Below are 21,561 nucleotides of genomic sequence, written 5' to 3' on the forward strand. Positions count from 1 at the left end.
TACGCTGATGGGCGATGAAGTGGAGCCGCGCAGGGCGTTTATTGAAAGCAATGCGCTTGTTGCTCAAAATATTGATATTTAATCAGAAAAAAATTTTCAGGCAGCCGAAAAATGAATTTGGCTGCCTGAAAATGTTGATGTGTGTATGCAAAAATTGTTTATTAAAATGGTTAAAAATCAAGCATGAAGAAATCCTGTTTATTGATGTTGTTTTCAGGCAGTCTGTTTTTGGCAGCATGTTCTTTAAATCATGTTCCCAAACACAATACAGAATGGCGTGAGCAACGTGATTGGCGTGTTTTTGAAGCCGAAGGTCGGATTGGTGTGCAAATTCAAGAACGGGGTCAAACGGCGCATTTTGATTGGATACGCCGTAATGGAGTGGAAACTTTGAACGTCAATACACCAATAGGCACAACAGTTGGGCAGTTGTGTCAAGATGCCGAAGGTGTACTGGCGGTAGACAGTGGTGGTCAAGTTTATTTTGCTGAATCTGCTGAAACATTAAGTCGCAATTTATTGGGTTATGCGTTGCCTGCACAATATTTACTGGTGTGGGCAAATGGTGAATGGGTTAAAGGTGTACCATATGAATTACATCAGGATGGCTCGCTCAATCAAAGTGGTTGGCGTATTGGGCGCGAAGCCGATGAGCGTGGTTTGGCACGCATATTGATGTTGGAAAATGAACAACTTATTTTGCGTATGGTTTTTAGTGAAAGTCGCCGTGAAGAAGGGCGAACGGATAAACAAGAACGCTGCGAAGCGCGACCATAAAATAATTTTGATGGTCGCAGAATGGAAAACGTATTGAGATGTTGGTTCGCCTTGTTGCGTGAGAATACTGTCTGCGGCTCATCTGTATTATACTTCCACTTCTGCTACTATTATTAGGTTGCCTGAAATCGGTATTTTGATGATGTTACCCAAGCACATTCCCCATTATTTTGCCCCTGCTAAACTCAATTTGGATTTGCGTATCACAGGTCGCCGTGATGATGGTTACCATCTGTTGGAAAGCATTTTTGTCCTGATTGATTGGGGCGATACGCTGGCGATTCAAAAACGTGAAGATGAGCAAATTATCTTGCATACACCAACACAAGGTGTACTGCCCGAAAACGATTTAACCGTTCGGGCGGCGCATTTATTGCAGCAGCATTCAAGTTGCCTGAAAGGTGCGGACATTTGGATACAAAAACGCATTCCTATGGGCGGTGGTTTGGGTGGTGGTAGCTCTGATGCAGCAACGGTTTTGATGGTACTCAATCGTCTTTGGCAATGTGGGTTCAGTCGGCAAAAAATGATGGATTTGGGTGTTCAACTGGGTGCAGATGTTCCCTTTTTCTTATTTGGACAAAGTGCGTTTGCACGCGGTATTGGGGAGCAGTTGCAAGCGATAGAAGTGCCTGATTTGTGGTTCAATATTGTGTGCCCACCTGTACATATTGCGACTGCTCGTATTTTCCAGCACCCAAGTTTGACACGAAACAGCCAGCCAGCTCATGAAATTAGTTATGCTGCTTTGCAACCTTTTCGCAATGATATGCAATCGGTTGTTTTGGCAGAATATCCACAAATCAATGAAATTTATGTTGCTTTATCTGGATTGGGTGTGCCATTGATGACAGGGTCGGGGGCGTGCTTTTTTTTAAGTAGCGATAATCCAATTATTGCGCAATCTTTGGCTAATAGGCTGCCTGAAAATTGGTATCATCATCAGGCAGTATTATTGCAGCAACACCCCTTGTTTGATTATTTGAATTGATTTTTTTTGTTTTATCATTGATTTAGGAATTGCTTGGTTTAATTATATTGACAAAGTTTTCATGTGGCGCCATAATTTTGTTCTTACGAAATCCACTTGAAAAGAACTGGGTTTGTAGTTGGGGATTCGCCAAGTTGGTTAAGGCATCGGATTTTGATTCCGACATGCGTAGGTTCGAATCCTACATCCCCAGCCAAAAGTTTTTGGGGAGTCGTCAAGCGGTTAAGACACTGGATTTTGATTCCAGCATGCGAAGGTTCGAATCCTTCCTCCCCAGCCAGTTTAAGCGCGTATGATTGCATACGCGCTTAACTTTTATGCTTACTTTTAAGCTGCCTGAAAAACGCGTATAATTGCGTTGTGTCGCAATATGAAAGTATGCACCATGTTGCAAAAAATCAAAATCAAAACTTTAAAATCAGGTGAGGAAGAAATGGCATCCGATAGCTTAATGGTATTCACAGGTAACGCTAATCCAGAATTGGCAGACCGTGTGGTTAAAAATTTGGATACGGTTTTGGGTAATGCAGCTGTGAATAAATTTTCTGATGGTGAAGTTGCCATTGAATTATTGGAAAATGTGCGCGGTCGAGACGTGTTTATTTTGCAACCCACTTGCGCCCCAACCAATGATAATTTAATGGAAATTTTGACAATGGCTGATGCGTTAAAACGTGCATCAGCAGGTCGTATTACTGCTGCGATTCCTTATTTTGGTTATGCGCGCCAAGATCGCCGCCCGCGTTCTGCTCGTGTGCCAATTTCCGCAAAATTGGTTGCCAATATGCTTGCAACAGCAGGCATAGATCGCATTTTAACAGTGGATTTACATGCAGACCAAATTCAAGGTTTTTTTGATATTCCAGTGGACAATATTTATGCTACACCGATTTTAACCCACGATATTTTGCAGCAACGCATTGAAAACTTGATTGTGGTTAGTCCTGATATTGGTGGTGTGGTGCGTGCGCGTGCGGTAGCCAAAATATTAAATTGTGATTTGGCAATTATTGATAAACGTCGTCCCAAAGCCAATGTGGCAGAAGTGATGAACATCATTGGTGATGTACAAGGCAAAACTTGTTTATTGATTGATGACATGATTGATACTGCCAATACCTTATGTAAAGCCGCCTCTGCTCTTAAAGAACGTGGTGCAGAACGGGTGTTAGCATATGCGACACATCCAGTATTTTCAGGTGAGGCGATTAATCGTTTGAATGCTTCTGATATTGACCAAGTGGTCGTTACCGATACCATTCCTTTATCTGAATCAGGTAAGCAAAGCACACGCATTCGTCAAGTGAGCATTGCGGCACTTCTGGCAGAAACCATTCGCCGTATCAGTAATGAAGAATCGGTTTCTTATTTATTTAATGAGGATTTGGTTCGTCCAGCACCGCTGTTTTTGCCGTAATGGGAAAAGGGTGTTAGAACCAAAACAGGTTGCTTGGCAAAAGTTTCGGGCAGCTTGTGTGCGTAGGCACATGCCGCAGGGCTGGTCGCAGCCTGGCAGCGGTTTAATTTTAACTTTTTTATTAAGGACTGATTATGTCAAATTCCATTCAAGCTACTGTTCGTGAATTGCAAGGTACGAGTGCGAGCCGCCGCCTGCGTCATGAAGGTAAAGTACCTGCCGTTGTTTATGGTCATGGTGAAGTACAAGCCATTACTGTAAATCATAAAGAAATGTTCTATGCTTTGGAAAAAGTGGATTTCTTCACACAAATTTTGAAGTTGAACATTGATGGTAAAGAACAAGACGTGATTGTACGTGATTATCAAATGCACCCTGTTAAACGCCAAGTTCAACATATTGATTTTCAAGTTGTGAATTTGAATGAGCCATTGCGTATGCGTATTCCTGTACGCATTGTGAATGCAGAAAAATCACAAGCAGTTAAATTGCAAAGTGGTCGTGTTTCTTTATTGAGTACGGTTGTTGATGTGATTGTGAATCCCAAAAACATTCCTGCTGCTTTGGATTTGGATTGCGAAAAAGTTGTTGCAGGTGATATCTTGCATTTGTCTGACATTTCCTACCCAGAAGGCGTACAAAGTGTTGCTTTGAAACGCAACAGCAATTTGGCTGTTGCAACTGTAACGGGTAAAAAACGTTAATTATCAAATCATTTTATTATGAGTAAAAGGCTGCCTGAAAACACTCAGGCAGCCTTTTCTTGTTTATGTGCTTAATAAGCAATGATGTTTTTATGGTTATGGAATTAAAAAACATATGGTCGCTTTACATGCAAATCGTACAGCATTTTTCTCATGTAGTGGATTGTATTGGTGGTCGTTGTCGCCTTTATTCTTATTTTAAATATACTACGGTGTTGGTTTGCCTTGCTGTATGGAAATATTATTTGTGGTTTACTACCGTGTAGGACATTTCCACTTCTGCGCTCCTAAATTGCTGGGTAAGATTCTGCTTAAACTGATAATGAAAAAAACGGTGGTTCAAATGAGCCACCTAAATGATAAAGGAATAGATAACTGAAAAAATTAAAAATAAGGAAATCAGCATCAATGTTCAACCACAATCGCGGCAGTTGCATGATTGAGTGAAGCAGCTGTGGTATTCAAAAATGAAGTAGCTAAATCGGCACAGCAACCACAACAAGTGGCAACGCCCAAAGTATTTTTTAAATCGGTTAAGGAGTTGGCTCCTGATGCAACAGTTTCCTGAATTTGTCGGTCGGTAATGGCATTGCAAATGCAAACGTACATTTTCTTTCTCCTATTTGAGAGAATTGAGAATGAATTTTAATTTTATATTGTGTGCATAATAATGTTGTTCATTTATTTTGACAAGTACTTCGTTCAAAATTCTTAATCACATAATGGGTAAATGTGTTGTTGTTTGGTTACAAAATCCCTAAAATCGCTTTTTTGTTTCAGGCAGCCCGCAAACAGAAAGGGCATCAACCAAGCGAAAAGTTTTTATGTTTACCTTATCTCATTCTCATTTATTACACAATCTTAATCCTGAACAACTTGCTGCTGTTACCTATCCGCCACAATCTGCTTTGGTGTTGGCAGGTGCAGGTAGTGGCAAAACCCGCGTATTGACTACCCGAATAGCATGGTTATTGCAAAATGGAATGGCTGATGTACACAGCATCATGGCGGTTACGTTTACCAATAAAGCAGCCAAAGAAATGTACACTCGTTTGAGTGCGATGTTACCTGTGAATTTACGCGCCATGTGGTTGGGGACATTTCATGGTTTATGCCACCGTTTTTTGCGTTTGCATTATCGTGAAGCAGGTCTGCCACAAACGTTTCAAATTTTGGACAGCAGCGACCAACTTGCGCTGATTAAACGCTTATTAAAACAATTGGATATTGCCGAAGAAAGCCTTGCATCACGGGTATTACAGGGGTTTATTAACGCACAAAAAGAAAGCGGTTTACGCGCTGCGGCGTTGCAAGCGCAAGACACGCATCAGCAGCGATTGGTTCAATGTTATGCTGAATATGAAAATATGTGTCGTCGTGAAGGTGTGGTGGATTTTGCTGAATTGATGTTGCGTTGTTACGAGATTTTGAACGAAAACGAGACCCTGCGCCGTCACTATCAAAACCGTTTTAATCACATTTTGGTGGACGAGTTCCAAGATACCAATAAATTGCAATACGCATGGTTAAAACTTTTGGCAGGTAAAAACGCAGCGGTGTTTGCGGTGGGTGATGACGACCAATCCATTTACCGTTTTCGTGGCGCACATGTCGGCAATATGAATGACCTAATGCATGAATTTGGTATTGAGGCACCGATTAAATTGGAACAAAACTATCGTTCGGTGGGCAATATTTTGGCAGCAGCTAATGCCGTGATTGAAAACAACGATGAACGTTTAGGTAAAAATCTGCGTACCGATGCGGAACTGGGCGATAAAATTCGTTTTTTGTCGGCGTTCAATGATTTGGACGAAGCGCGTTACATTGTGGAAGAAAGTCGTCATTTACAGAGGGAAGGTTGGTCGTTGGCACAAATTGCTGTGTTGTACCGCAGCAATGCTCAATCGCGTGTGATAGAGCAATCGCTGTTTCAGGCAGGCATACCTTACAAAATTTATGGTGGTTTGCGCTTTTATGAACGCCAAGAAATCAAACACGCGCTGGCATATTTGCGTTTGGCAGTCAATCCTAATGATGACAACGCTTTGTTGCGTGTCATCAATTTTCCACCACGCGGTATTGGCGCGCGTACAGTAGAAAATATTCAGGAAGCCGCTGCTGCACAAGGCATTAGCCTGTTTCAGGCAGCTTGTGGCATGGGTGCGAAAAATGCGAAAATTGCAGCGTTTTTGCAACTGATAGACGGTTTTAGACAGCAAAGTGAAATATTGAGTTTGCCCGACATGATGCAAAGTGTGATAGATGAAAGTGGTTTATACGCACATTACCAAAATCAAAAGCAAATTGCGGAACAGGAACGCACGGAGAACTTGGACGAACTTGTTACCGCTGCCCATTTTTTTAAACCTGAAGAGAGTTTATTTGAAACCTTGCCTGAATTTGCGAATATGCTGTCTGAAAATGACGTTTCAGGCAGCCCCATTTTTGCGGTTTTGGCTTTTTTGAGCAATGCAGCATTGGAAAGTGGCGAGAATCAAGCAACGGAAGGACAAGATGCGGTACAACTGATGACGGTTCATGCTGCGAAAGGTTTGGAATTTGATGCCGTGTTTTTAAGTGGTTTGGAAGAAGGGCGTTTCCCCAGTGAATTGAGTTTGAATGAGCGGGGAGGGGTACAAGAAGAACGTCGTTTAATGTATGTTGCCATTACGCGAGCGCGTAAGCGTTTGTATCTCACGATGGCGCAACAACGTTTGTTACATGGACAAACCCAACTGGGCATTCCATCGCGTTTTATTGATGAAATCCCGCCGCAACTTTTACACCATTTGAGTTCGCCCAAGAAAAATTATGGTGGTTTGTATCATGATTTTTCAGGTAGTCTGAAAACATCAAGCAGTCAAAAGATGCCATTTGTTAAAGCGAAACAGGATTTTCATGGTTACCAAATTGGACAAAATGTGCGTCATATGAAATTCGGTACGGGAGTGATTATTGATGCACAAGATAAAGGCAGCAGCGCACGTCTGACAGTGAACTTTGGTAAGCAGGGCATCAAGGAATTGGATAGCGCGTTTGCAAAATTGGAAATTGTGTGAAAGGTTTTGGGGTAAAACACAATAATCTGTATTCATTAAGATTGTGAATACAGGTTTTCAATCACATCAACTTGCACGATCTAAACCTTAAACTTTTGCAAAATCAAGTTTGTAGGGGCAGATTTCATATCTGCCCCTATCTCCGTTTTATGGTCAATTCATTTAAAAACACTACCAGTATAGGGTGTAACAAGTTGCACCCTACATCGTGTCTTATGGTCATTTCAAATACAATCGTAGAAGTGAAAAAGCAGTACAAGGTGACAACGCCTGCTGTACGCTCGTACATAAGGGCGTTGGTAACGCCGTAATATACAAATCGTCTAGTGTTGCCAACGTGCCTATCTACTACTTGTATATGGCTTTGGTTGCCATCTTTTTGTCCAGTGTTAATTTGAAACGACTGTATTTCTATTTGGTTTACCACAAAATGGGTTTGGCAAAGGTTTCAGTCACGGGAAATGCTCATGATGCCATAGGCTGCCTGAAAGCAAAGTGGTTAAATCGCTTGTTCTGTGTTTTGTGTGCTTACAATCGTTTGCAATAATTGCATCACGGTATCAGATACAATGCGGTATTGCATGACCCGATGAAAACGGGTGTAGTCCACCATTTGTAACTGACGCATTTTTAGCATATGGTTGGCAATGGCATTGGTTTCTAAACCCGTTAAATCCGCCAATTCATGAATGCTGCATTCATTGTGCAGCAAATGCAAGAGCAGTTGTAAGCGTTCAGGATGTCCCATAGTACGCAGTTGATGGGGAATGAGATTGGTTTTCAGATTAAAAATTTGATTGGTCATGGTTGTGATAATTATTTTTCTTGGTCTTATTGCAGTTCAGGCTGCCTGAAACGAATTTCAGGCAGCCTGATTGCTGTGTTGGTTAAAATAGGGTGCTTGTTTTAGTGTGTTGCCACATTGGGATTGGGTTTTATCAGAATTTCCACACGGCGGTTTCTGGCTTTCCCTTCAAAAGTTAAGTTATCGGCAATCGGTTGACGTGAACCTTGACCAGACACATACATGCGATTGGGGGCAACGCCGTATTGTTGTAGGTAATTGGCTACGGCTTTGGCGCGGTTGTAGGATAAAGGATTATTGATGCTGTCATTACCTGAACTGTCAGTGTGTCCCACAATAGAAAGCGTGGTTTCATTGTATGTTGCCAAAGTTTGCGCAGCTTGTGATAAAGCGGTTTGCGCTTGTGGCGACAAAACGGCACTGTTAGTGGCAAAAGTGATGTTTTCAGGCATGGTTAATTTGATTTGGTTGCCTTGACGTTGAACTTCCACACCTGTATTGGCAAGTTGTTCACGCAGCTTGACTTCTTGATAATCCATATACCCGCCAATACCTGCACCGATTGCACCACACGCCAAAGCCCCTACGCCTGCACCTTTACTGCCTTTGGCAATGCCACCAATGATGCCACAGGTTAAGGCTGCGCCACCACCAATAAGTGCAGTACGACTGATTTGTTGCTGACCTTGTGCATTCATCATGCAGCCGCTTAATGCCACAGAACAAAGGGTAGCAATAATGGTAAGGGATTTCAGTTTCATGATGTCTCCTATTGTGTCATATGGATTGGCTTTTCAGGCAGCCTGTATGGGGTAAAACAGCGCAAATATAGCGCAAGCAACTGATTTTGGGCAGCCAATTTAACTTGAAATTACATTTGCGTTTGTTTCGTATGGAACAGTTGGCTGCCTGAAAACCAGCACAATAAACATAAGCCCAGCATGGTTGAGGCAAACATCATGCTGCTCATGATGTGAATGGTACCATTGTGTAAAAAAGTGGTTAAAAAACCGATGAGTGAAGCAATCAGTGATTGGCTGCATGAGAATATGGCACTTGCGCTGCCGCCGATTTCAGGACGAAAGTGGTTCATGAACAAGGCTTGTGCGTTTGAGCTGATTAAACCGAGTGTGCCAATTGCAATGACAATCAATGGTACAATCAGGTATAAGGGTGGTTGTTGCATCAGCAGAACAAGTGCAAATAAAGCCACATTAGCAAGGACTTGTAAGCCTATGCCCCATTTAAGTAAATCGCGTGAATGCCAGTTGTGGCGTAAACCGAAAGCGGTTAAACGGTTGCAAAACAGCATCATCAATACATTGCAGCCAAATAAGCCGGCATATTCGTGGGGCGAGAGATGATAGAGTTGAATGTACACAAAAGGCGATTCGGTTAAAAATACCAGCATGACAGAAAACGATGCAGCTTGGTACGCCAGAAACCCCAATGCGGTTCGGGTGGTCAGCACTTCACGATAACGACCAAAAATAGGGTTTAATTGTTCGCGGCAAATGGGTTCTGCCAATTTATGTTGGGGCAAGAAACGGTACAAAATCAGCGCGACTGCTGTACCATATAACCACAAAAAACCAAAAATCAAACGCCAACCGCCCAAGGATTGCAAAATTGAACCCAGTAAAGGCGCAATTAAAGGCGCAAGCATCACAATCATGCCAATTAAGGTGAACATTTGCGCGGCATCACGTCCCTGATAATTGTCGCGGACAATCGCGCCTACTACTACTGCACTTATGCCTGCGCCCAATGCTTGAACCATACGTATGGTCAGTAGTTGTGTGTCGGTTTGTACAAAAATCAAAACCAAAGAGGCGAGTGCATAGATAAGTAAACCCGTTAAAGCAATGTTGCGGCGACCTTTGATGTCGGCAAGCGAACCACCTATGATTTGTCCAACTGCTACACCAAACATGAAACCACTTAAACTTTGTTCAACGTGATGAATATTGGTGTTTAAGGCGGTAGCGATTTGTGGCAGAGCAGGCAAATAGGCATCAACTGAGAACGGCATTAAGCCAATCAATAAAGCCAGCATGGCAGCCATTTGGCGGCGAGAAAGAGATTTTTGTGGACGATACATGGTGTTGTGATCTGAAAACGGTTGTCAAATGTTTCAGGCAGCCTAAATAACAGCAGGCTGCCTGAAAGTGTTGTTTAATCAATTCTATTCTATGAATAATCATTGTGAATGATACGCTTACCTGATATGGCAAGCAAGCCAAAGGTTTGTTTGGCTTGCCCTTTGCGGTTTAATCTGATACAAAACGCCTTTTTCATTTTTTCTCATTTTAGGCTGCCTGAAAACCCAATGAAACCGTTTTACCGTTTTTTTGCCCTTTTTTGTGGTGTACTTTGTTTGGCTTCTCCTGTTTTGGCACAAAATGATGTAGTGTATGCTCAAGCCATTGCTGCTTATGAAAAGCAGGATTTTCAGGCAGCCTTTGCTTTGTTAAAACCTCTAGCAGAGCAAGGCGATAAAGTGGCACAACACAATTTGGCGGTGTTGTATCAAGAGGGTTTGGGTGTGCCAGCCGATGCAGTAAAAGCCTTATATTGGTATGAAAAAGCAGCCGAACAAGGCGAAGCCGAAGCCCAGTTTCAGGCAGCCTTAATGTACAGTCAAGGTGAGGGTGCGGTGCAAAATTATCCGCGTGCCGTGTATTGGTATGAAAAAGCAGCAGCACAAGAACATCCCGAAGCACAAAACAATTTGGCAGCACGTTACGCCACAGGAACAGGTGTGGCGCGTGATATTGAATTGGCGCAAAAATGGTATGAACGCGCTGCTGCCAATGGGAACGCTGCGGCAGCTTATACTTTACAGCAATTAAAACAACAGTTTACCATGCCAAAAAATCCTTGATTTGCATCACAAAATGTTGAATTGATGTTTCAGGTAGCCTGAAACATTGCATTTATGAAAGTTTGCTATGTCTCAACTGAAACCTTTACCACGCCCCACCTGTGGCGAACGTTTGAAAATTGCGAGTCATTATCTGTTGCCACAACTGGCTGTTACCCGTTTGGCAGGTTGGTTTGCCGAGAAGAAATGGGGTGGCATTACCCATGCGGTGATTCAAGCCTTTGCTGCACATTATCAAATCAATTTAGATGAAGCTGAAAAAAGTTGTCCACGAGATTATGCTAGCTTCAATGAATTTTTTATTCGTCCGCTTAAAGAGGGGGCGCGCCCAATTTGTGAACAAGCAAACAGTTTGTGTTTGCCTGCTGATGGTAAGGTTAGCGAAAGTGGTAAGATTGAACAAAACCGTTTATTGCAAGCCAAAGGACACAGTTTTACTTTATCGGATTTATTGGCAAACGATGTCGATTTGACAGCACAATTTGAAAACGGCAGTTTTTTGACCACTTATTTGTCGCCGCGTGATTATCATCGTGTGCATATGCCTTGTGATGCCACTTTGCGCCGCATGATTTATGTGCCAGGAGAGTTGTTTTCGGTTAATCCATTTTTGGCACAACACATTCCCAATTTGTTTGCCCGTAATGAACGCCTGATTTGTGTGTTTGAAACGGAATTTGGCAGTATGGTGCAAATTTTGGTAGGGGCAACTGTAACTGCCAGCATGAGCACAGTATGGGCAGGTGTGGTTAATCCACCAAGACCTCATGAGGTACGCGAGTGGCATTATCCTGCTGATGGGGAAACGGTAATTCGTTTGCAAAAAGGCGAGGAAATGGGGGCGTTTCGTTTGGGTTCAACCGTCATCAATTTATTTCCCGAAAATACTGTGGTACTTGATGAACGATTGCTTGCAGGTGCCAGCACCAAAATGGGGGAATGCTTGGGTATCATTCAGGCTGCCTGAAAACAAAAAAACGGACACCGATGAGTTTAAGGTGTCCGTTTTAGATTTATGATTTAAAAATCATTTACCGTCTGCTTTTTTCAAAATAACGTACAATTCATCTTTCAAAGCCAACTTTTTCTGTTTCAAAGTATGAATTTCGTCTTCGGCTGATGCGCTGGTAACGGGATTGTTTTCCAAGCCAGTAATTTTGTCGTCCAGCTCATTGTGTTCATGAAATAAACGTGCAAAGTGAGCATCTTCTTGCTTTAATTTGGAAATCAAATCGCGGTATTCGGGAAACATAATCTATCCTTCATAGTAGGGTTGAAAAATACGACTTGCGTTACATTGTAACGGAAAGCGACAAAATTTGCCACAAATGGATTAAAATGCTGTCTGAAAACAGTCCAACAGGAGACTTTGATGCAAGCCAAATTGATTACATTAGACGGCATAGATGGTGCAGGTAAAACCACACAACTGGAAGTGATAAAAAACTGGTTTGCCATGCAGCAAATGCCTGTGGTATTCACGCGTGAACCTGGTGGCACGGTTTTGGGTGAAAAATTGCGTGAGTTATTGCTTTCACCCGAAAGCAAAGTGTCTTTACATACTGAAACCTTATTGATGTTTGCGGCACGCCGTCAGCATCTGGAAGAAGTCATTTTGCCTGCACTTGCAAGCGGTAAACACGTTGTGAGCGACCGTTTTACCGATGCCACTTTTGCGTATCAAGGCGGTGGGCGAGGTATGCCACATGAAAAAATTGCCATTTTGGAAACTTGGGTTCAAGATGAATTGCGCCCTGATTTAACCATTTTGTTGGACGTGCCTTTATCGGTGTCATTGGAACGCATTGAGCGCAGCCGTGATAAAGACCGTTTTGAACGGGAAGATGCGGCATTTTTTGAACGTGTACGTGCCACTTATTTACAGCGTGCAGCACAAGTGCCTGCATATTATGCGGTCATTGACAGCAATCGTGAAAAAGCAGTTGTGCGTGCCGAAATTGAAGCGGTTTTGAGTGCATTGTTTGCTTGATGTTCTACGGAAATAATGAGGAATAAACAAGCTGCCTGAAAACGCATGGTGTTTTCAGGCAGCTTGTTTGGTGTTGGGTTGTAGATTTGTGTTTTATCCAATCATTTTGATGTTAATCACATTATGATTAACATCAAAATGATTAGCATATTGGCGGATTGTGTAATGACAATTTAGTCAACCATCTTGTGAAGATGGTGTATCAATAGCCTGCCCAGCTTTTTTTCGGTGCGGCTTCTGGTTCTTCCGTTGGTTGTGGGCTTGTTGTGTCATTTTGTTCAATGTCAAAGCCACCCATTTGTTCAGTTTGCAGATGGGGACGAACCAAATTGCCTTCTTGGTCTTTTTGATAAATCCCTGATGCTTGAACATCATCAATGTAGTTTGGGTCGTTGAGTGTAATGTGGCGTGTAATCCACATTTCCATTTGTGGCAATACTTCTTCCAAAACTTCGGGTTCTTCCATTAGGCGACTTTGATACCCAATTAGGCGGTCAATGAAGTTTTGGTGTGCCGTACGGCGCGTGTCCAGTAGTTTGTAGTTGGCTTCGGCAAGCATTTCTTCTTCATAGGCAAAATGCCCCATCGCGGTTGCGATAAAGTCAAATAAGGCTTGCGCGATTCGTAAAATATCTTGGGATTGAGACATCTCGACCAATAAATTCAGTTGGGCGATAAGTTGCTGGTGTTGTTCATCAATGTCTTTGAATCCAGTTGCCAAGTCGGAAGTCCAATTTATGGTGTGCATGATGTTAAAGTATTGAATAAATAATAATGATGTGAATGATACGGTATTCTAACAGATTATGTGGTTTAATTTGGTTTATTGATGTATAACAGTATGGTTTAATCTGCTTGGGATTGATTATAATGATGTGGTCGCAAGACAAACCGATAAAACCATAAAATTTAAAGAGTGAACACCATGACTATTATCAAACAAGAAGATTTCATCAGCAGTATTGCCGATGCGTTTCAATTCATCAGTTATTATCACCCTAAAGATTACATTCAGGCTTTGGATAGAGCGTTGCAAAAAGAAGAAAATCCTGCTGCGCGTGATGCGATGACGCAAATTTTGGTAAACAGCCGTATGTGTGCCGAAGGTCATCGTCCCATTTGTCAAGATACGGGTATTGCGACTGTATTTTTAAAAATTGGCATGAATGTGCAATGGGACGCAACCATGAGCGTGCAAGACATGGTAAATGAAGGTGTACGCCGTGCTTATACCAATCCTGAAAATGTGTTGCGTGCTTCAGTGTTGGCAGATCCTGCGGGCAAACGCATCAATACGCGTGATAACACGCCTGCTGTTGTTCATATGGAAGTGGTGGCTGGTGACAAAGTGGAAGTAACTTGCGCAGCAAAAGGTGGCGGTTCAGAAAACAAGTCTAAAGCTGTAATGCTCAATCCCTCTGACAATATTGTGGATTGGGTCATCAAAACCGTACCAACGATGGGTGCAGGCTGGTGTCCACCAGGTATTTTGGGTATTGGCATTGGTGGGACACCCGAAAAAGCCATGTTGATGGCAAAAGAAAGTTTGATGTCGCACATTGACATTCATGAATTGCAGGACAAAGCCAAGTCGGGGGCGGAATTGTCCACAGTAGAAAAATTGCGTTTGGAAATTTTTGAGAAAGTGAATGCTTTGGGCATTGGTGCACAAGGTTTGGGTGGCTTAACTACGGTTTTGGACGTGAAAATTTTGGATTACCCCACGCATGCCGCTTCAAAACCCGTTGCCATGATTCCCAACTGCGCTGCAACGCGCCATGTTGAATTTGTGTTAGATGGCTCGGGGGCAGCGCAGCTTGAACCACCGAGTTTGGAAGATTGGCCTGACATCACTTACAGCCCCGACAATGGCATTCGTGTGGATTTGGACAATTTGACCAAAGAAGACATTGCCCAATGGAAAATCGGCGATGTGTTGTTGCTCAATGGTAAAATTTACACGGGACGTGATGCGGCGCACAAACGTATGGTGGATATGCTCAATCGTGGTGAAGCGTTGCCTGTGGACTTTACCAATAAAATGATTTATTACGTTGGACCTGTGGACCCTGTACGTGATGAAGTGGTTGGACCTGCTGGACCCACTACTGCTACGCGCATGGATAAATTTACACGTCAAATGTTGGAACAAACAGGATTATTAGGCATGATTGGCAAATCGGAACGTGGAGAAGCAGCTTGTCAAGCCATTGCAGATAATCAAGCGGTGTATTTAATGGCAGTGGGTGGTTCGGCTTATTTGGTTGCCAAAGCCATTAAAGAGGCAAAAGTGGTGGCATTTGAAGATTTGGGCATGGAAGCCATTTATGAATTTGAAGTGAAAGATATGCCTGTAACAGTAGCTGTGGACAGTAAAGGTCAATCGGTTCATGCGATTGCACCTAAACAATGGCAAGCTAAAATTGGCATTATTCCCGTAGCAGTTTAATTGAGGCAAACAGGCTGCCTGAAAGTTTTCAGGCAGCCTGTTTGTTTTTATTGGGGTCTTGATACCATTATTTTGCTGCATCAAAACGTTTTTGTGCTTCGTCCCAATTTACCACGTTCCAAAACTCTTTCACATAATCGGGACGGCGGTTTTGGAATTTAAGATAGTAAGCATGTTCCCAAACGTCCAAACCAATGATAGGTGTGCCGCTGCAACCCGCAATTGCTTGTCCCATGAGTGGGCTGTCTTGATTGGCAGTGGAAACCACTTTTAATTTACCGTTTTCTACTACCAACCATGCCCAGCCTGAACCAAAGCGAGTTGCGGCTGCTTTTTCAAATTCGGCTTTGAAGGCATCAACGCTGCCAAAATCGCGTTCAATCGCTTCTTTTAGGCTGCCTGAAAGTGTGGTACCTGTTTTTAATATCGTCCAAAATAAACTGTGGTTGGCATGACCGCCTGCATTGTTACGTAATGGAGTTTGTTTGTCGGCAGGTAATTCAGCTAAACGCGCAATCAATTCTTCTGCGCTTAAATTTTGAAATTCAGGCAAACTTTCTAATGCGGCATTGGCGTTGTTCACATAGGCTTGGTGGTGTTTGCTGTGGTGAATTGACATGGTTTCTTTGTCAAAATGAGGTTCCAGCGCATCGTATGCGTAGCCCAATTCAGGTAAAGTGTAAGCCATGTTTTGCTCCTTATGAATATGTGGTTGTGGAAAGTTGGCATGATAACGGTAGCGCAACTTTTCGGCAAGTTTGCTGGTCGGTAAATCATGCAAAAGCTGCCTGAAAACACATGATGGATTTTCAGGCAGCCTGATTGTGATACAGAAACCAGCATTAGCGTGGTTGTTTGCTTTTTTCTTTATGTTGTAAGACGGCACGGTCAAGTTTGTCCACCAAAATGTCAATGGCAGCATACATATCGTTTTCAACCGCTTCTATATGTAAGTCTTTACCTGCCAAATGCAGTTGTGCGGCCGCTTTGTGTTCCACTTTCTCCACAGATAAAGTAATGGTGGCGGAAATAACCCCATCACTGTGGCGGTTGATGCGTTGCAGTTTTTGCGTTACATGATTGCGAATGGCTTCGGTAACGTCAAAATTCAGACCAGTAATTTTCAGGTTCATACAATGCTCCTTGTGTTTGCGGTGGAAAGGCTGCCTGAAAGATGTGGCTTTCTGAACAGCCAGAAAATGAAACGGTATTGTAACTGTGATTGAGTGTATTGGGAGCCTGTTTAAGCTGCCTGAAACGCTGAAATCAAAAAAATTTGACTTACATTATCAATTATTCAAATGATTTAGCTGTTTTTTCTTTGTAAGGCAGCGGCTAAACCCAGTTGTTCGCGGTATTTGGCAACGGTTCGGCGGGCGATGTTGATACCTTGTTGCAAAAGCAGGTCATGTAATGCACTGTCGGACAATGGGTTTTGTTTGTCTTCATTGGCGATTAAATGGGTAATGATTGAACGTATGGCATTGGCACTGATACCATCAGCTTCATCGTTATTGCCCACAGCGTTTTGGCTGAAAAAGTAACGCAAGGGAAACAAACCTTGTGGACAGGACAAATATTTGCCATTGACGGCGCGAGAAATGGTGGACTCAGCCAATTCCAGTTCTTTAGCACAATCTTTGATGAGCATTGGGCTCATGCCGATTTCGCCAAAAATGAAAAAATCGGTTTGTTTATTGAGTATGTATTCGGCAACGCGCATAACGGTGCTTTTGCGTTGTTGCAGCATGTCTATTTTTTGTTTGGCGGCATTCAAATGTTCGCGCCAAATAGGGTCTTGTGCGACATTGTCTTGTAGGGCATCGCTTAAATCGGGGCTGATTTGCAGTTGTGGCCAAGCTTCTTCATTGCTGTAAACTTCCCAATCTTTGCGACCTTTTTCAACAAATACATCGGGTTTGATGTAGGCAGTCGGTTCGCTGCTGGCAAAACCGTAGGCAGGATAGGGATTGAGTGAAGCAATCATTTCAAGGGCTTCACGTCTTTCGTTTTCGGTGCTTTCAGGCAGCAATCTACCTAGTTTGGCAAGGTTTTTGGCAGGATTTTGGGTGATTTCATCTAAATGGCGTACTACGATTTGTGCTGCCAAACGGCGAATAGGGGTGCTGGGTAAACGGTCGAGTTGGTGTAACAGGGATTGACTTAAATTGGTGGTAGCGATGCCTGGTGGGTCAAAGCGACGCAAATTTTCCAATGCAATTTCCATGTCTTCTTCGTCTAACATCCATTCCAATGGGGTATGCTCAATGATTTGTTCAATGCTTTCTGTGAGATAGCCTTGTTCATCAAGAAAATCAATCAAAATATGAACATGTGCGGCTTCGGTTTCGTTGAGTGGGTGTTCACAAACTTGTTTGTGCAGATAATCATTAAGCGTTTCTTCGTGTGCCAAATTTTCCCATGCGCTGCTGTCGTCATCATCTAAACTGATGTGGCGTTTGCTGATACTGGTAACAGCGTTGTACTCGTGGTTTTCAGGTAGCTCTTTGCGTTCCAGAATGGGGTTTTCAGCAAGCCAGTCTTCTACTTCGCGCTCAATTTCCAAGCCCGACATTTGCAAAACACGTAGCGATTGTTGCATGTTTTGGCTTAATTGTTGGGTTTGTTTGAGTTTAAGTTGAAAATTGTTGCTGCTCATAATGAAACCAAATGGAAAGAATGGATTAGTAATTGAAGTTTTCGCCCAAGTATACGGCGCGAACTTGTTCATTATTGACCAAATCATTGGGTTTGCCCGAAGCCAGCACCGTACCATCGCTGATGATGTAAGCACGGTCGCAGATACGTAGGGTTTCACGCACATTGTGGTCGGTAATTAAAACCCCGATGCCACGCGATTTTAAAAACACAATGATTTTTTGAATGTCGGTAACGGCAAGTGGGTCTACGCCTGCAAAGGGTTCGTCCAATAGAATAAAACGGGGTTGGACTGCCAAAACACGCGCAATTTCTACGCGACGGCGTTCGCCACCCGATAATGCGGGTGCAGCACTGTGTCGCAGATGTTCTATGTTTAAATCCGCCAATAATTTATTCAGTTGGTCGTTGATTTCCTGTTGGTTTTTCTGTCCTAAACTGATTTCTAAAATGGCACGAATGTTTTGTTCTACCGTCATTTTTCGGAAAATAGACGCTTCTTGTGGCAAATAAGCAATGCCTGCACGTGCACGTTCATCAATCGGGCGATGACGTAATTCTGTGCCGTCTAATACAATGCTACCTGAATCGGCGGCAATCAGTCCGACTATCATGTAGAAACTGGTGGTTTTGCCTGCACCATTGGGTCCAAGTAAACCGATGACTTCGCCGCTGTGAATGTCCAGCGAAAAATTTTTGACTACTTGGCGTTTTTTAAAGGATTTTTGTAGACCTTTAATATGAAGATGAGAAACATTCATTTTAGGCAGCCTTATGGGTTTGTGGGCTGAATGATGACGGTAACGCGGCGACCATTTTTGTTGCCCGCTGCATTACCACCCAGCACAGTATAAACTTCGGTACGGGTGTTGTAGGTAATAACTTCGCCTTGCGCCAAATCACCACCGCGTTGTACTTTGGCATTGCCCAGTAATTTGACCACATTGGTGCTGGAAGCATATTCTACTTTATTGCCTTCGCCCATTACTGTACCTTTGTTTTCTAATGCTTGGCTGAAGCGCACGGGTGAACCTGTGGCCGTCATGGTTTGATTACCACTATTGTCTTGTGTTACACGAACCGTTTGGGCTTGGATATTCAAACTGCCTTGCTTAATCAGTACATTGCCGCTGAATACCGTAACTTGATTCTTCTGGTCTAAAGAACCTTGGTCGGCTTCAATCTCAATCGGTTGTTTGCGGTCGCTTTCCAAAGCCCAAACATGCAGGCTGCCTGAAAGATATAGAGTAAAAAGGGTGAATTTAAGGAAGTTGTTTAGGGTCATAAATCAAGGCTCTCACGCGTGAAGGCAGGTTGAGTAAACCATTTTTGTTGTCATAAATCATGCCGTTTGCCGTACCGTGTGAATCACCATAACGATAAGTAACAGGGTCTTGGGTTTGGGCAATTTGGGAAACGGTGTCCACTTCTAAATGAGCAGTTCTGATTGCAGCGGCAGGACGTGCAAAATCCGCAGCTTTATTCAGCATTACATTGTTTTCAAAAAATACTTTTTTGCTGTTGATTGCATAATGTGCATTTTCACTTTTGATGGCGTATTGTACCTGTCCCTCATCAAATAAACGCAAATCAGGCTGCCTGAAATACACATTTTTGCGGTCAGGTAACTGCCAAGCACTGTGTGCTGATAAAATCTCTTTCAGGCTGCCTGAAACAGCATAACGGCGACCTTCTATTGTATGCATCAAATATTGCGGCTCATCAGGCGACAGTTTTACTTCTTCAATCACCACCTCACTCATGCGTCCCAACCATGCACTTAAACCGCTTAAAATTAAAGCCAAACTCAAAGGGAAAATCCAACTGCGTAAACGGTTCATGCCAAATATCCATCTAATGCAGTTCGCAAAGTATGTTGAGCATACATAATCAAATCAGTCACTTCACGCACCGCGCCAAAGCCACCATTTTTTTGTGTTACCCACACCACATTTTGTTTCACAAAATCATGCGCCGAAGCCACAGCAATAGGTAAACCACAACGCATTAAAACAGGCAAATCAATCACATCATCACCAATCATCGCACACTCATGTTCTGCTACGCCAGCAAGCTCACGCACCTGCTCATAAGCCAACTTTTTATCATGCACACCATGAAAATAATGCGTGATGCCCAACTGTTCTGCTCGCACGCGTACCGCATTATCACTGCGTGCCGTGATGATTGCCGTTTGTACACCACTATCTTGTAACATACGAATACCATGTCCGTCCAAAGTATGAAATGCTTTAATGATTTCGCCATTGCCACCGATAAACAGTTGTCCGCTGGTTAAAACCCCGTCCACATCAAGCAACAGTAACTTAATTGCACGCGCACGCAAAAGAACATCGTCAGAAAAGTGAGTCAACATCACAAGCTGCCTGAAAATATTTATTTAAGATAGTCCAATTTTAACAGAAGTGCAGTAAATTTTGAAAGACTGGCATGATTTTTGCTTTAGGCAGCCTGAAACGCGAGCCGATAACTTTCTGCCTTTTTCGCCAAAGCCAAAGGATAAGCGCGTGAGGTGGACGGCATACGCCACAGCGTCAAATCGCGCCTATTGTGCGAAAACGCGAGTGGCGTGCCGATTTTCAGCGTTTCAGGCAGCCTGAAATGGGCAAGCAAGGTTTGCGTTGCCAATTCACCTGTCGTGATGATGGTTTGACAATATGGGATTTGCGCCAATAATTTCGTTAAATCAACCGCTTCAACAATTTGCACAAACTTATCTGCCGCATTGTCCTGCAAACGCTGCACCTGATAAGCCGTGTCGTAAATGGCAATGCCTTTTTCGTTTAAAAAATCGCGGATTTTGTTTTCGTGAAAAGTTTTGTTTGCCAAATCAACAAAATAATCCTTATCGTCAAAAAACACCAAACCGAAAACGCGCCACATATCGTTGTTGAAATTGGGGTAGTAAAAATCCATTTTCCAACGGTGTTTGGGTGGCGGAAAACTGCCCAACATCAAGATTTTGGCGTTTTCGGGCAAAAATGGGGGGAGTGGGTGGGTTTCGGTTTCGTTCATTTTTGTACTTTCAGACTGCCTGAAAAATTAATCCAGTATCACAACCGTACCATCAAGCAAAATCTCCATAGCTCGCTCAACCGCATTAAAATCTTCATATGGTTTCACATAATGCACTTTGACTTGGTCGCCCACTTCCAGCTTTAACAATTTTGCCAAACGCAAACCTTCTGCATGATAAGTCGCCCAATTCCAATCCACTGTTTCGCCTTGCCAATTCAATATTTCATCACTAGCATTGCCTTCTTCATCTTCACAGGGATAAAAATCAACCTTTTCAAATTGACCTTGCCATTCATGAAATTGCATTTGCAATGATTCAGAAATCGGCAACCAATCTTGATAACCGCACCAAGCGTCTGCAATATTAGCACCAATACCACGCTCACCTTCCAGCTTGCTCCACAAATAAGCACCGCCATAATCGGGCATAACGCTAATGATGTCGCATTTTTCAAAAACATTGTCCATAATTTTTCCCAAATTGTATTTTCAGGCAGCCTGAAAACGAAGTGCGTTTCGCCAAAATCCGTTCAGACTGCCTGAAATTTCAAAAAATCAACGTTTCAACTTCGCAAACGCATCTGCCATTGCTGAATTTTGTGGTTGTTTTTCACGCTGATTATTGGGGCGTGATGTATTGTGGCGGGATTGGCTTTCAGGGAGCCTGTTGCCTTTGTTGCCAGTGGCATCGCGTTTGGGGCTACCTGAAAGCGCTTTGTTGTCATCAAGCCGCATACTCAACGCAATGCGCTTGCGTGCCGCGTCCACTTCCAGCACCTTCACTT

25 protein-coding genes and 2 tRNA genes are annotated in these 21,561 nt (G+C 43.0%); 11 read left to right on the forward strand and 16 right to left on the reverse strand.

The window, feature by feature from the left end; all coding sequences use genetic code 11:
* The first annotated feature begins 183 nt into the window (after positions 1-183).
* The 6 genes from Q4B82_RS06165 to Q4B82_RS06190 all read left to right on the forward strand — a co-directional run bounded on the left by Q4B82_RS06165 (position 184) and on the right by Q4B82_RS06190 (position 3,889).
* The gene (locus Q4B82_RS06165) at positions 184-777 is read left to right on the forward strand and encodes an outer membrane lipoprotein LolB (protein ID WP_303065556.1); all 594 of its coding nucleotides are present in this window, start codon (positions 184-186) and stop codon (positions 775-777) included.
* A gap of 142 nt (positions 778-919) precedes the next feature.
* Entirely contained in the window at positions 920-1,768 is an 849-nt protein-coding gene (ispE, locus tag Q4B82_RS06170; RefSeq protein WP_303065579.1) for a 4-(cytidine 5'-diphospho)-2-C-methyl-D-erythritol kinase, read from the forward strand.
* Between the two features lie 119 nt (positions 1,769-1,887).
* Positions 1,888-1,964: transfer RNA gene (locus Q4B82_RS06175), tRNA-Gln, on the forward strand.
* 8 nt (positions 1,965-1,972) lie between these two features.
* Positions 1,973-2,048: transfer RNA gene (locus Q4B82_RS06180), tRNA-Gln, on the forward strand.
* A gap of 153 nt (positions 2,049-2,201) precedes the next feature.
* On the forward strand, positions 2,202-3,185 hold the full coding sequence (locus tag Q4B82_RS06185) for a ribose-phosphate pyrophosphokinase (RefSeq protein WP_303065580.1): 984 nt from the start codon (positions 2,202-2,204) through the stop codon (positions 3,183-3,185).
* Positions 3,186-3,319: 134 nt separating this feature from the next.
* Positions 3,320-3,889, forward strand: a complete 570-nt coding sequence (locus Q4B82_RS06190; RefSeq protein ID WP_303065557.1) for a 50S ribosomal protein L25/general stress protein Ctc — start codon at positions 3,320-3,322, stop codon at positions 3,887-3,889.
* Positions 3,890-4,294: 405 nt separating this feature from the next.
* Here Q4B82_RS06190 and Q4B82_RS06195 read toward each other — a convergent pair whose 3' ends face one another.
* On the reverse strand, positions 4,295-4,498 hold the full coding sequence (locus Q4B82_RS06195) for a (2Fe-2S)-binding protein (RefSeq protein ID WP_303065558.1): 204 nt from the start codon (positions 4,496-4,498) through the stop codon (positions 4,295-4,297).
* Between the two features lie 215 nt (positions 4,499-4,713).
* On the opposite strand from Q4B82_RS06195, the gene Q4B82_RS06200 reads away from it, so the two are divergent.
* Positions 4,714-6,951 carry a UvrD-helicase domain-containing protein gene (locus Q4B82_RS06200; protein WP_303065559.1) on the forward strand — a complete coding sequence of 746 codons (2,238 nt, stop codon included), beginning with the start codon at positions 4,714-4,716 and terminating at the stop codon, positions 6,949-6,951.
* A gap of 499 nt (positions 6,952-7,450) precedes the next feature.
* On the opposite strand, the gene Q4B82_RS06205 is transcribed toward Q4B82_RS06200, so the two are convergent.
* From Q4B82_RS06205 to Q4B82_RS06215, 3 genes are all read right to left on the reverse strand, one after another.
* Positions 7,451-7,756 (reverse strand): transcriptional regulator, encoded by a 306-nt coding sequence (locus Q4B82_RS06205; protein WP_303065560.1) that lies wholly within the window; start codon positions 7,754-7,756, stop codon positions 7,451-7,453.
* A 101-nt stretch (positions 7,757-7,857) separates the two neighbouring features.
* A complete protein-coding gene (locus Q4B82_RS06210; RefSeq protein WP_303065561.1) occupies positions 7,858-8,517 on the reverse strand; it encodes an OmpA family protein in 660 nt (219 codons plus the stop codon).
* Positions 8,518-8,627: 110 nt separating this feature from the next.
* A complete protein-coding gene (locus tag Q4B82_RS06215) occupies positions 8,628-9,857 on the reverse strand; it encodes a multidrug effflux MFS transporter (protein ID WP_303065562.1) in 1,230 nt (409 codons plus the stop codon).
* Between the two features lie 228 nt (positions 9,858-10,085).
* Between Q4B82_RS06215 and Q4B82_RS06220 the strand changes: the two genes are divergently transcribed.
* Together Q4B82_RS06220 and asd are read left to right on the forward strand one after the other, a co-directional pair.
* Positions 10,086-10,640 (forward strand): tetratricopeptide repeat protein, encoded by a 555-nt coding sequence (locus tag Q4B82_RS06220; protein WP_303065563.1) that lies wholly within the window; start codon positions 10,086-10,088, stop codon positions 10,638-10,640.
* A 67-nt stretch (positions 10,641-10,707) separates the two neighbouring features.
* Positions 10,708-11,607 carry an archaetidylserine decarboxylase gene (gene asd / locus Q4B82_RS06225; RefSeq protein ID WP_303065564.1) on the forward strand — a complete coding sequence of 300 codons (900 nt, stop codon included), beginning with the start codon at positions 10,708-10,710 and terminating at the stop codon, positions 11,605-11,607.
* 60 nt (positions 11,608-11,667) lie between these two features.
* Here asd and Q4B82_RS06230 read toward each other — a convergent pair whose 3' ends face one another.
* The gene (locus Q4B82_RS06230) at positions 11,668-11,892 is read right to left on the reverse strand and encodes a YdcH family protein (protein ID WP_303065566.1); all 225 of its coding nucleotides are present in this window, start codon (positions 11,890-11,892) and stop codon (positions 11,668-11,670) included.
* Between the two features lie 120 nt (positions 11,893-12,012).
* Here Q4B82_RS06230 and tmk point away from each other — a divergent pair, with 120 nt between their 5' ends.
* Positions 12,013-12,630, forward strand: a complete 618-nt coding sequence (gene tmk / locus Q4B82_RS06235; RefSeq protein WP_303065567.1) for a dTMP kinase — start codon at positions 12,013-12,015, stop codon at positions 12,628-12,630.
* A 202-nt stretch (positions 12,631-12,832) separates the two neighbouring features.
* Here the strand turns inward: tmk and Q4B82_RS06240 are convergent, their stop codons facing one another.
* Complete coding sequence (locus tag Q4B82_RS06240; protein WP_303065568.1) at positions 12,833-13,378, reverse strand: hemerythrin domain-containing protein; 546 nt, start codon at positions 13,376-13,378, stop codon at positions 12,833-12,835.
* Between the two features lie 177 nt (positions 13,379-13,555).
* On the opposite strand from Q4B82_RS06240, the gene Q4B82_RS06245 reads away from it, so the two are divergent.
* A complete protein-coding gene (locus Q4B82_RS06245) occupies positions 13,556-15,079 on the forward strand; it encodes a fumarate hydratase (protein ID WP_303065569.1) in 1,524 nt (507 codons plus the stop codon).
* Between the two features lie 67 nt (positions 15,080-15,146).
* On the opposite strand, the gene sodA is transcribed toward Q4B82_RS06245, so the two are convergent.
* The 10 genes from sodA to Q4B82_RS06295 all read right to left on the reverse strand — a co-directional run.
* Positions 15,147-15,767 (reverse strand): superoxide dismutase [Mn], encoded by a 621-nt coding sequence (gene sodA, locus Q4B82_RS06250; RefSeq protein ID WP_303065581.1) that lies wholly within the window; start codon positions 15,765-15,767, stop codon positions 15,147-15,149.
* A 154-nt stretch (positions 15,768-15,921) separates the two neighbouring features.
* Positions 15,922-16,212 carry a ribosome-associated translation inhibitor RaiA gene (gene raiA, locus Q4B82_RS06255; RefSeq protein WP_303065570.1) on the reverse strand — a complete coding sequence of 97 codons (291 nt, stop codon included), beginning with the start codon at positions 16,210-16,212 and terminating at the stop codon, positions 15,922-15,924.
* Positions 16,213-16,385: 173 nt separating this feature from the next.
* On the reverse strand, positions 16,386-17,738 hold the full coding sequence (gene rpoN, locus Q4B82_RS06260; protein WP_303065571.1) for an RNA polymerase factor sigma-54: 1,353 nt from the start codon (positions 17,736-17,738) through the stop codon (positions 16,386-16,388).
* 25 nt (positions 17,739-17,763) lie between these two features.
* Positions 17,764-18,498 carry an LPS export ABC transporter ATP-binding protein gene (gene lptB, locus Q4B82_RS06265; RefSeq protein WP_303065572.1) on the reverse strand — a complete coding sequence of 245 codons (735 nt, stop codon included), beginning with the start codon at positions 18,496-18,498 and terminating at the stop codon, positions 17,764-17,766.
* An 11-nt stretch (positions 18,499-18,509) separates the two neighbouring features.
* Entirely contained in the window at positions 18,510-19,022 is a 513-nt protein-coding gene (lptA, locus tag Q4B82_RS06270) for a lipopolysaccharide transport periplasmic protein LptA (RefSeq protein ID WP_303065573.1), read from the reverse strand.
* Positions 19,000-19,578, reverse strand: coding sequence for an LPS export ABC transporter periplasmic protein LptC (lptC, locus tag Q4B82_RS06275; RefSeq protein WP_303065574.1), 579 nt, complete (start codon positions 19,576-19,578; stop codon positions 19,000-19,002). The genes lptA and lptC overlap by 23 nt, the downstream gene beginning before the upstream one ends.
* Positions 19,575-20,114 carry an HAD family hydrolase gene (locus Q4B82_RS06280; RefSeq protein WP_303065575.1) on the reverse strand — a complete coding sequence of 180 codons (540 nt, stop codon included), beginning with the start codon at positions 20,112-20,114 and terminating at the stop codon, positions 19,575-19,577. Before Q4B82_RS06280 ends, lptC begins: the two co-directional genes overlap by 4 nt.
* 86 nt (positions 20,115-20,200) lie before the next feature.
* Positions 20,201-20,773, reverse strand: coding sequence for a uracil-DNA glycosylase family protein (locus Q4B82_RS06285; protein WP_303065576.1), 573 nt, complete (start codon positions 20,771-20,773; stop codon positions 20,201-20,203).
* Positions 20,774-20,800: 27 nt separating this feature from the next.
* Entirely contained in the window at positions 20,801-21,244 is a 444-nt protein-coding gene (locus tag Q4B82_RS06290) for a hypothetical protein (protein WP_303065577.1), read from the reverse strand.
* 87 nt (positions 21,245-21,331) lie between these two features.
* Positions 21,332-21,561: hypothetical protein (locus Q4B82_RS06295; RefSeq protein ID WP_303065578.1), on the reverse strand; the 230-nt coding region annotated here is incomplete at its 5' end.

Source organism: Alysiella sp. (assembly GCF_030525755.1).
Taxonomy (GTDB): domain Bacteria; phylum Pseudomonadota; class Gammaproteobacteria; order Burkholderiales; family Neisseriaceae; genus Simonsiella.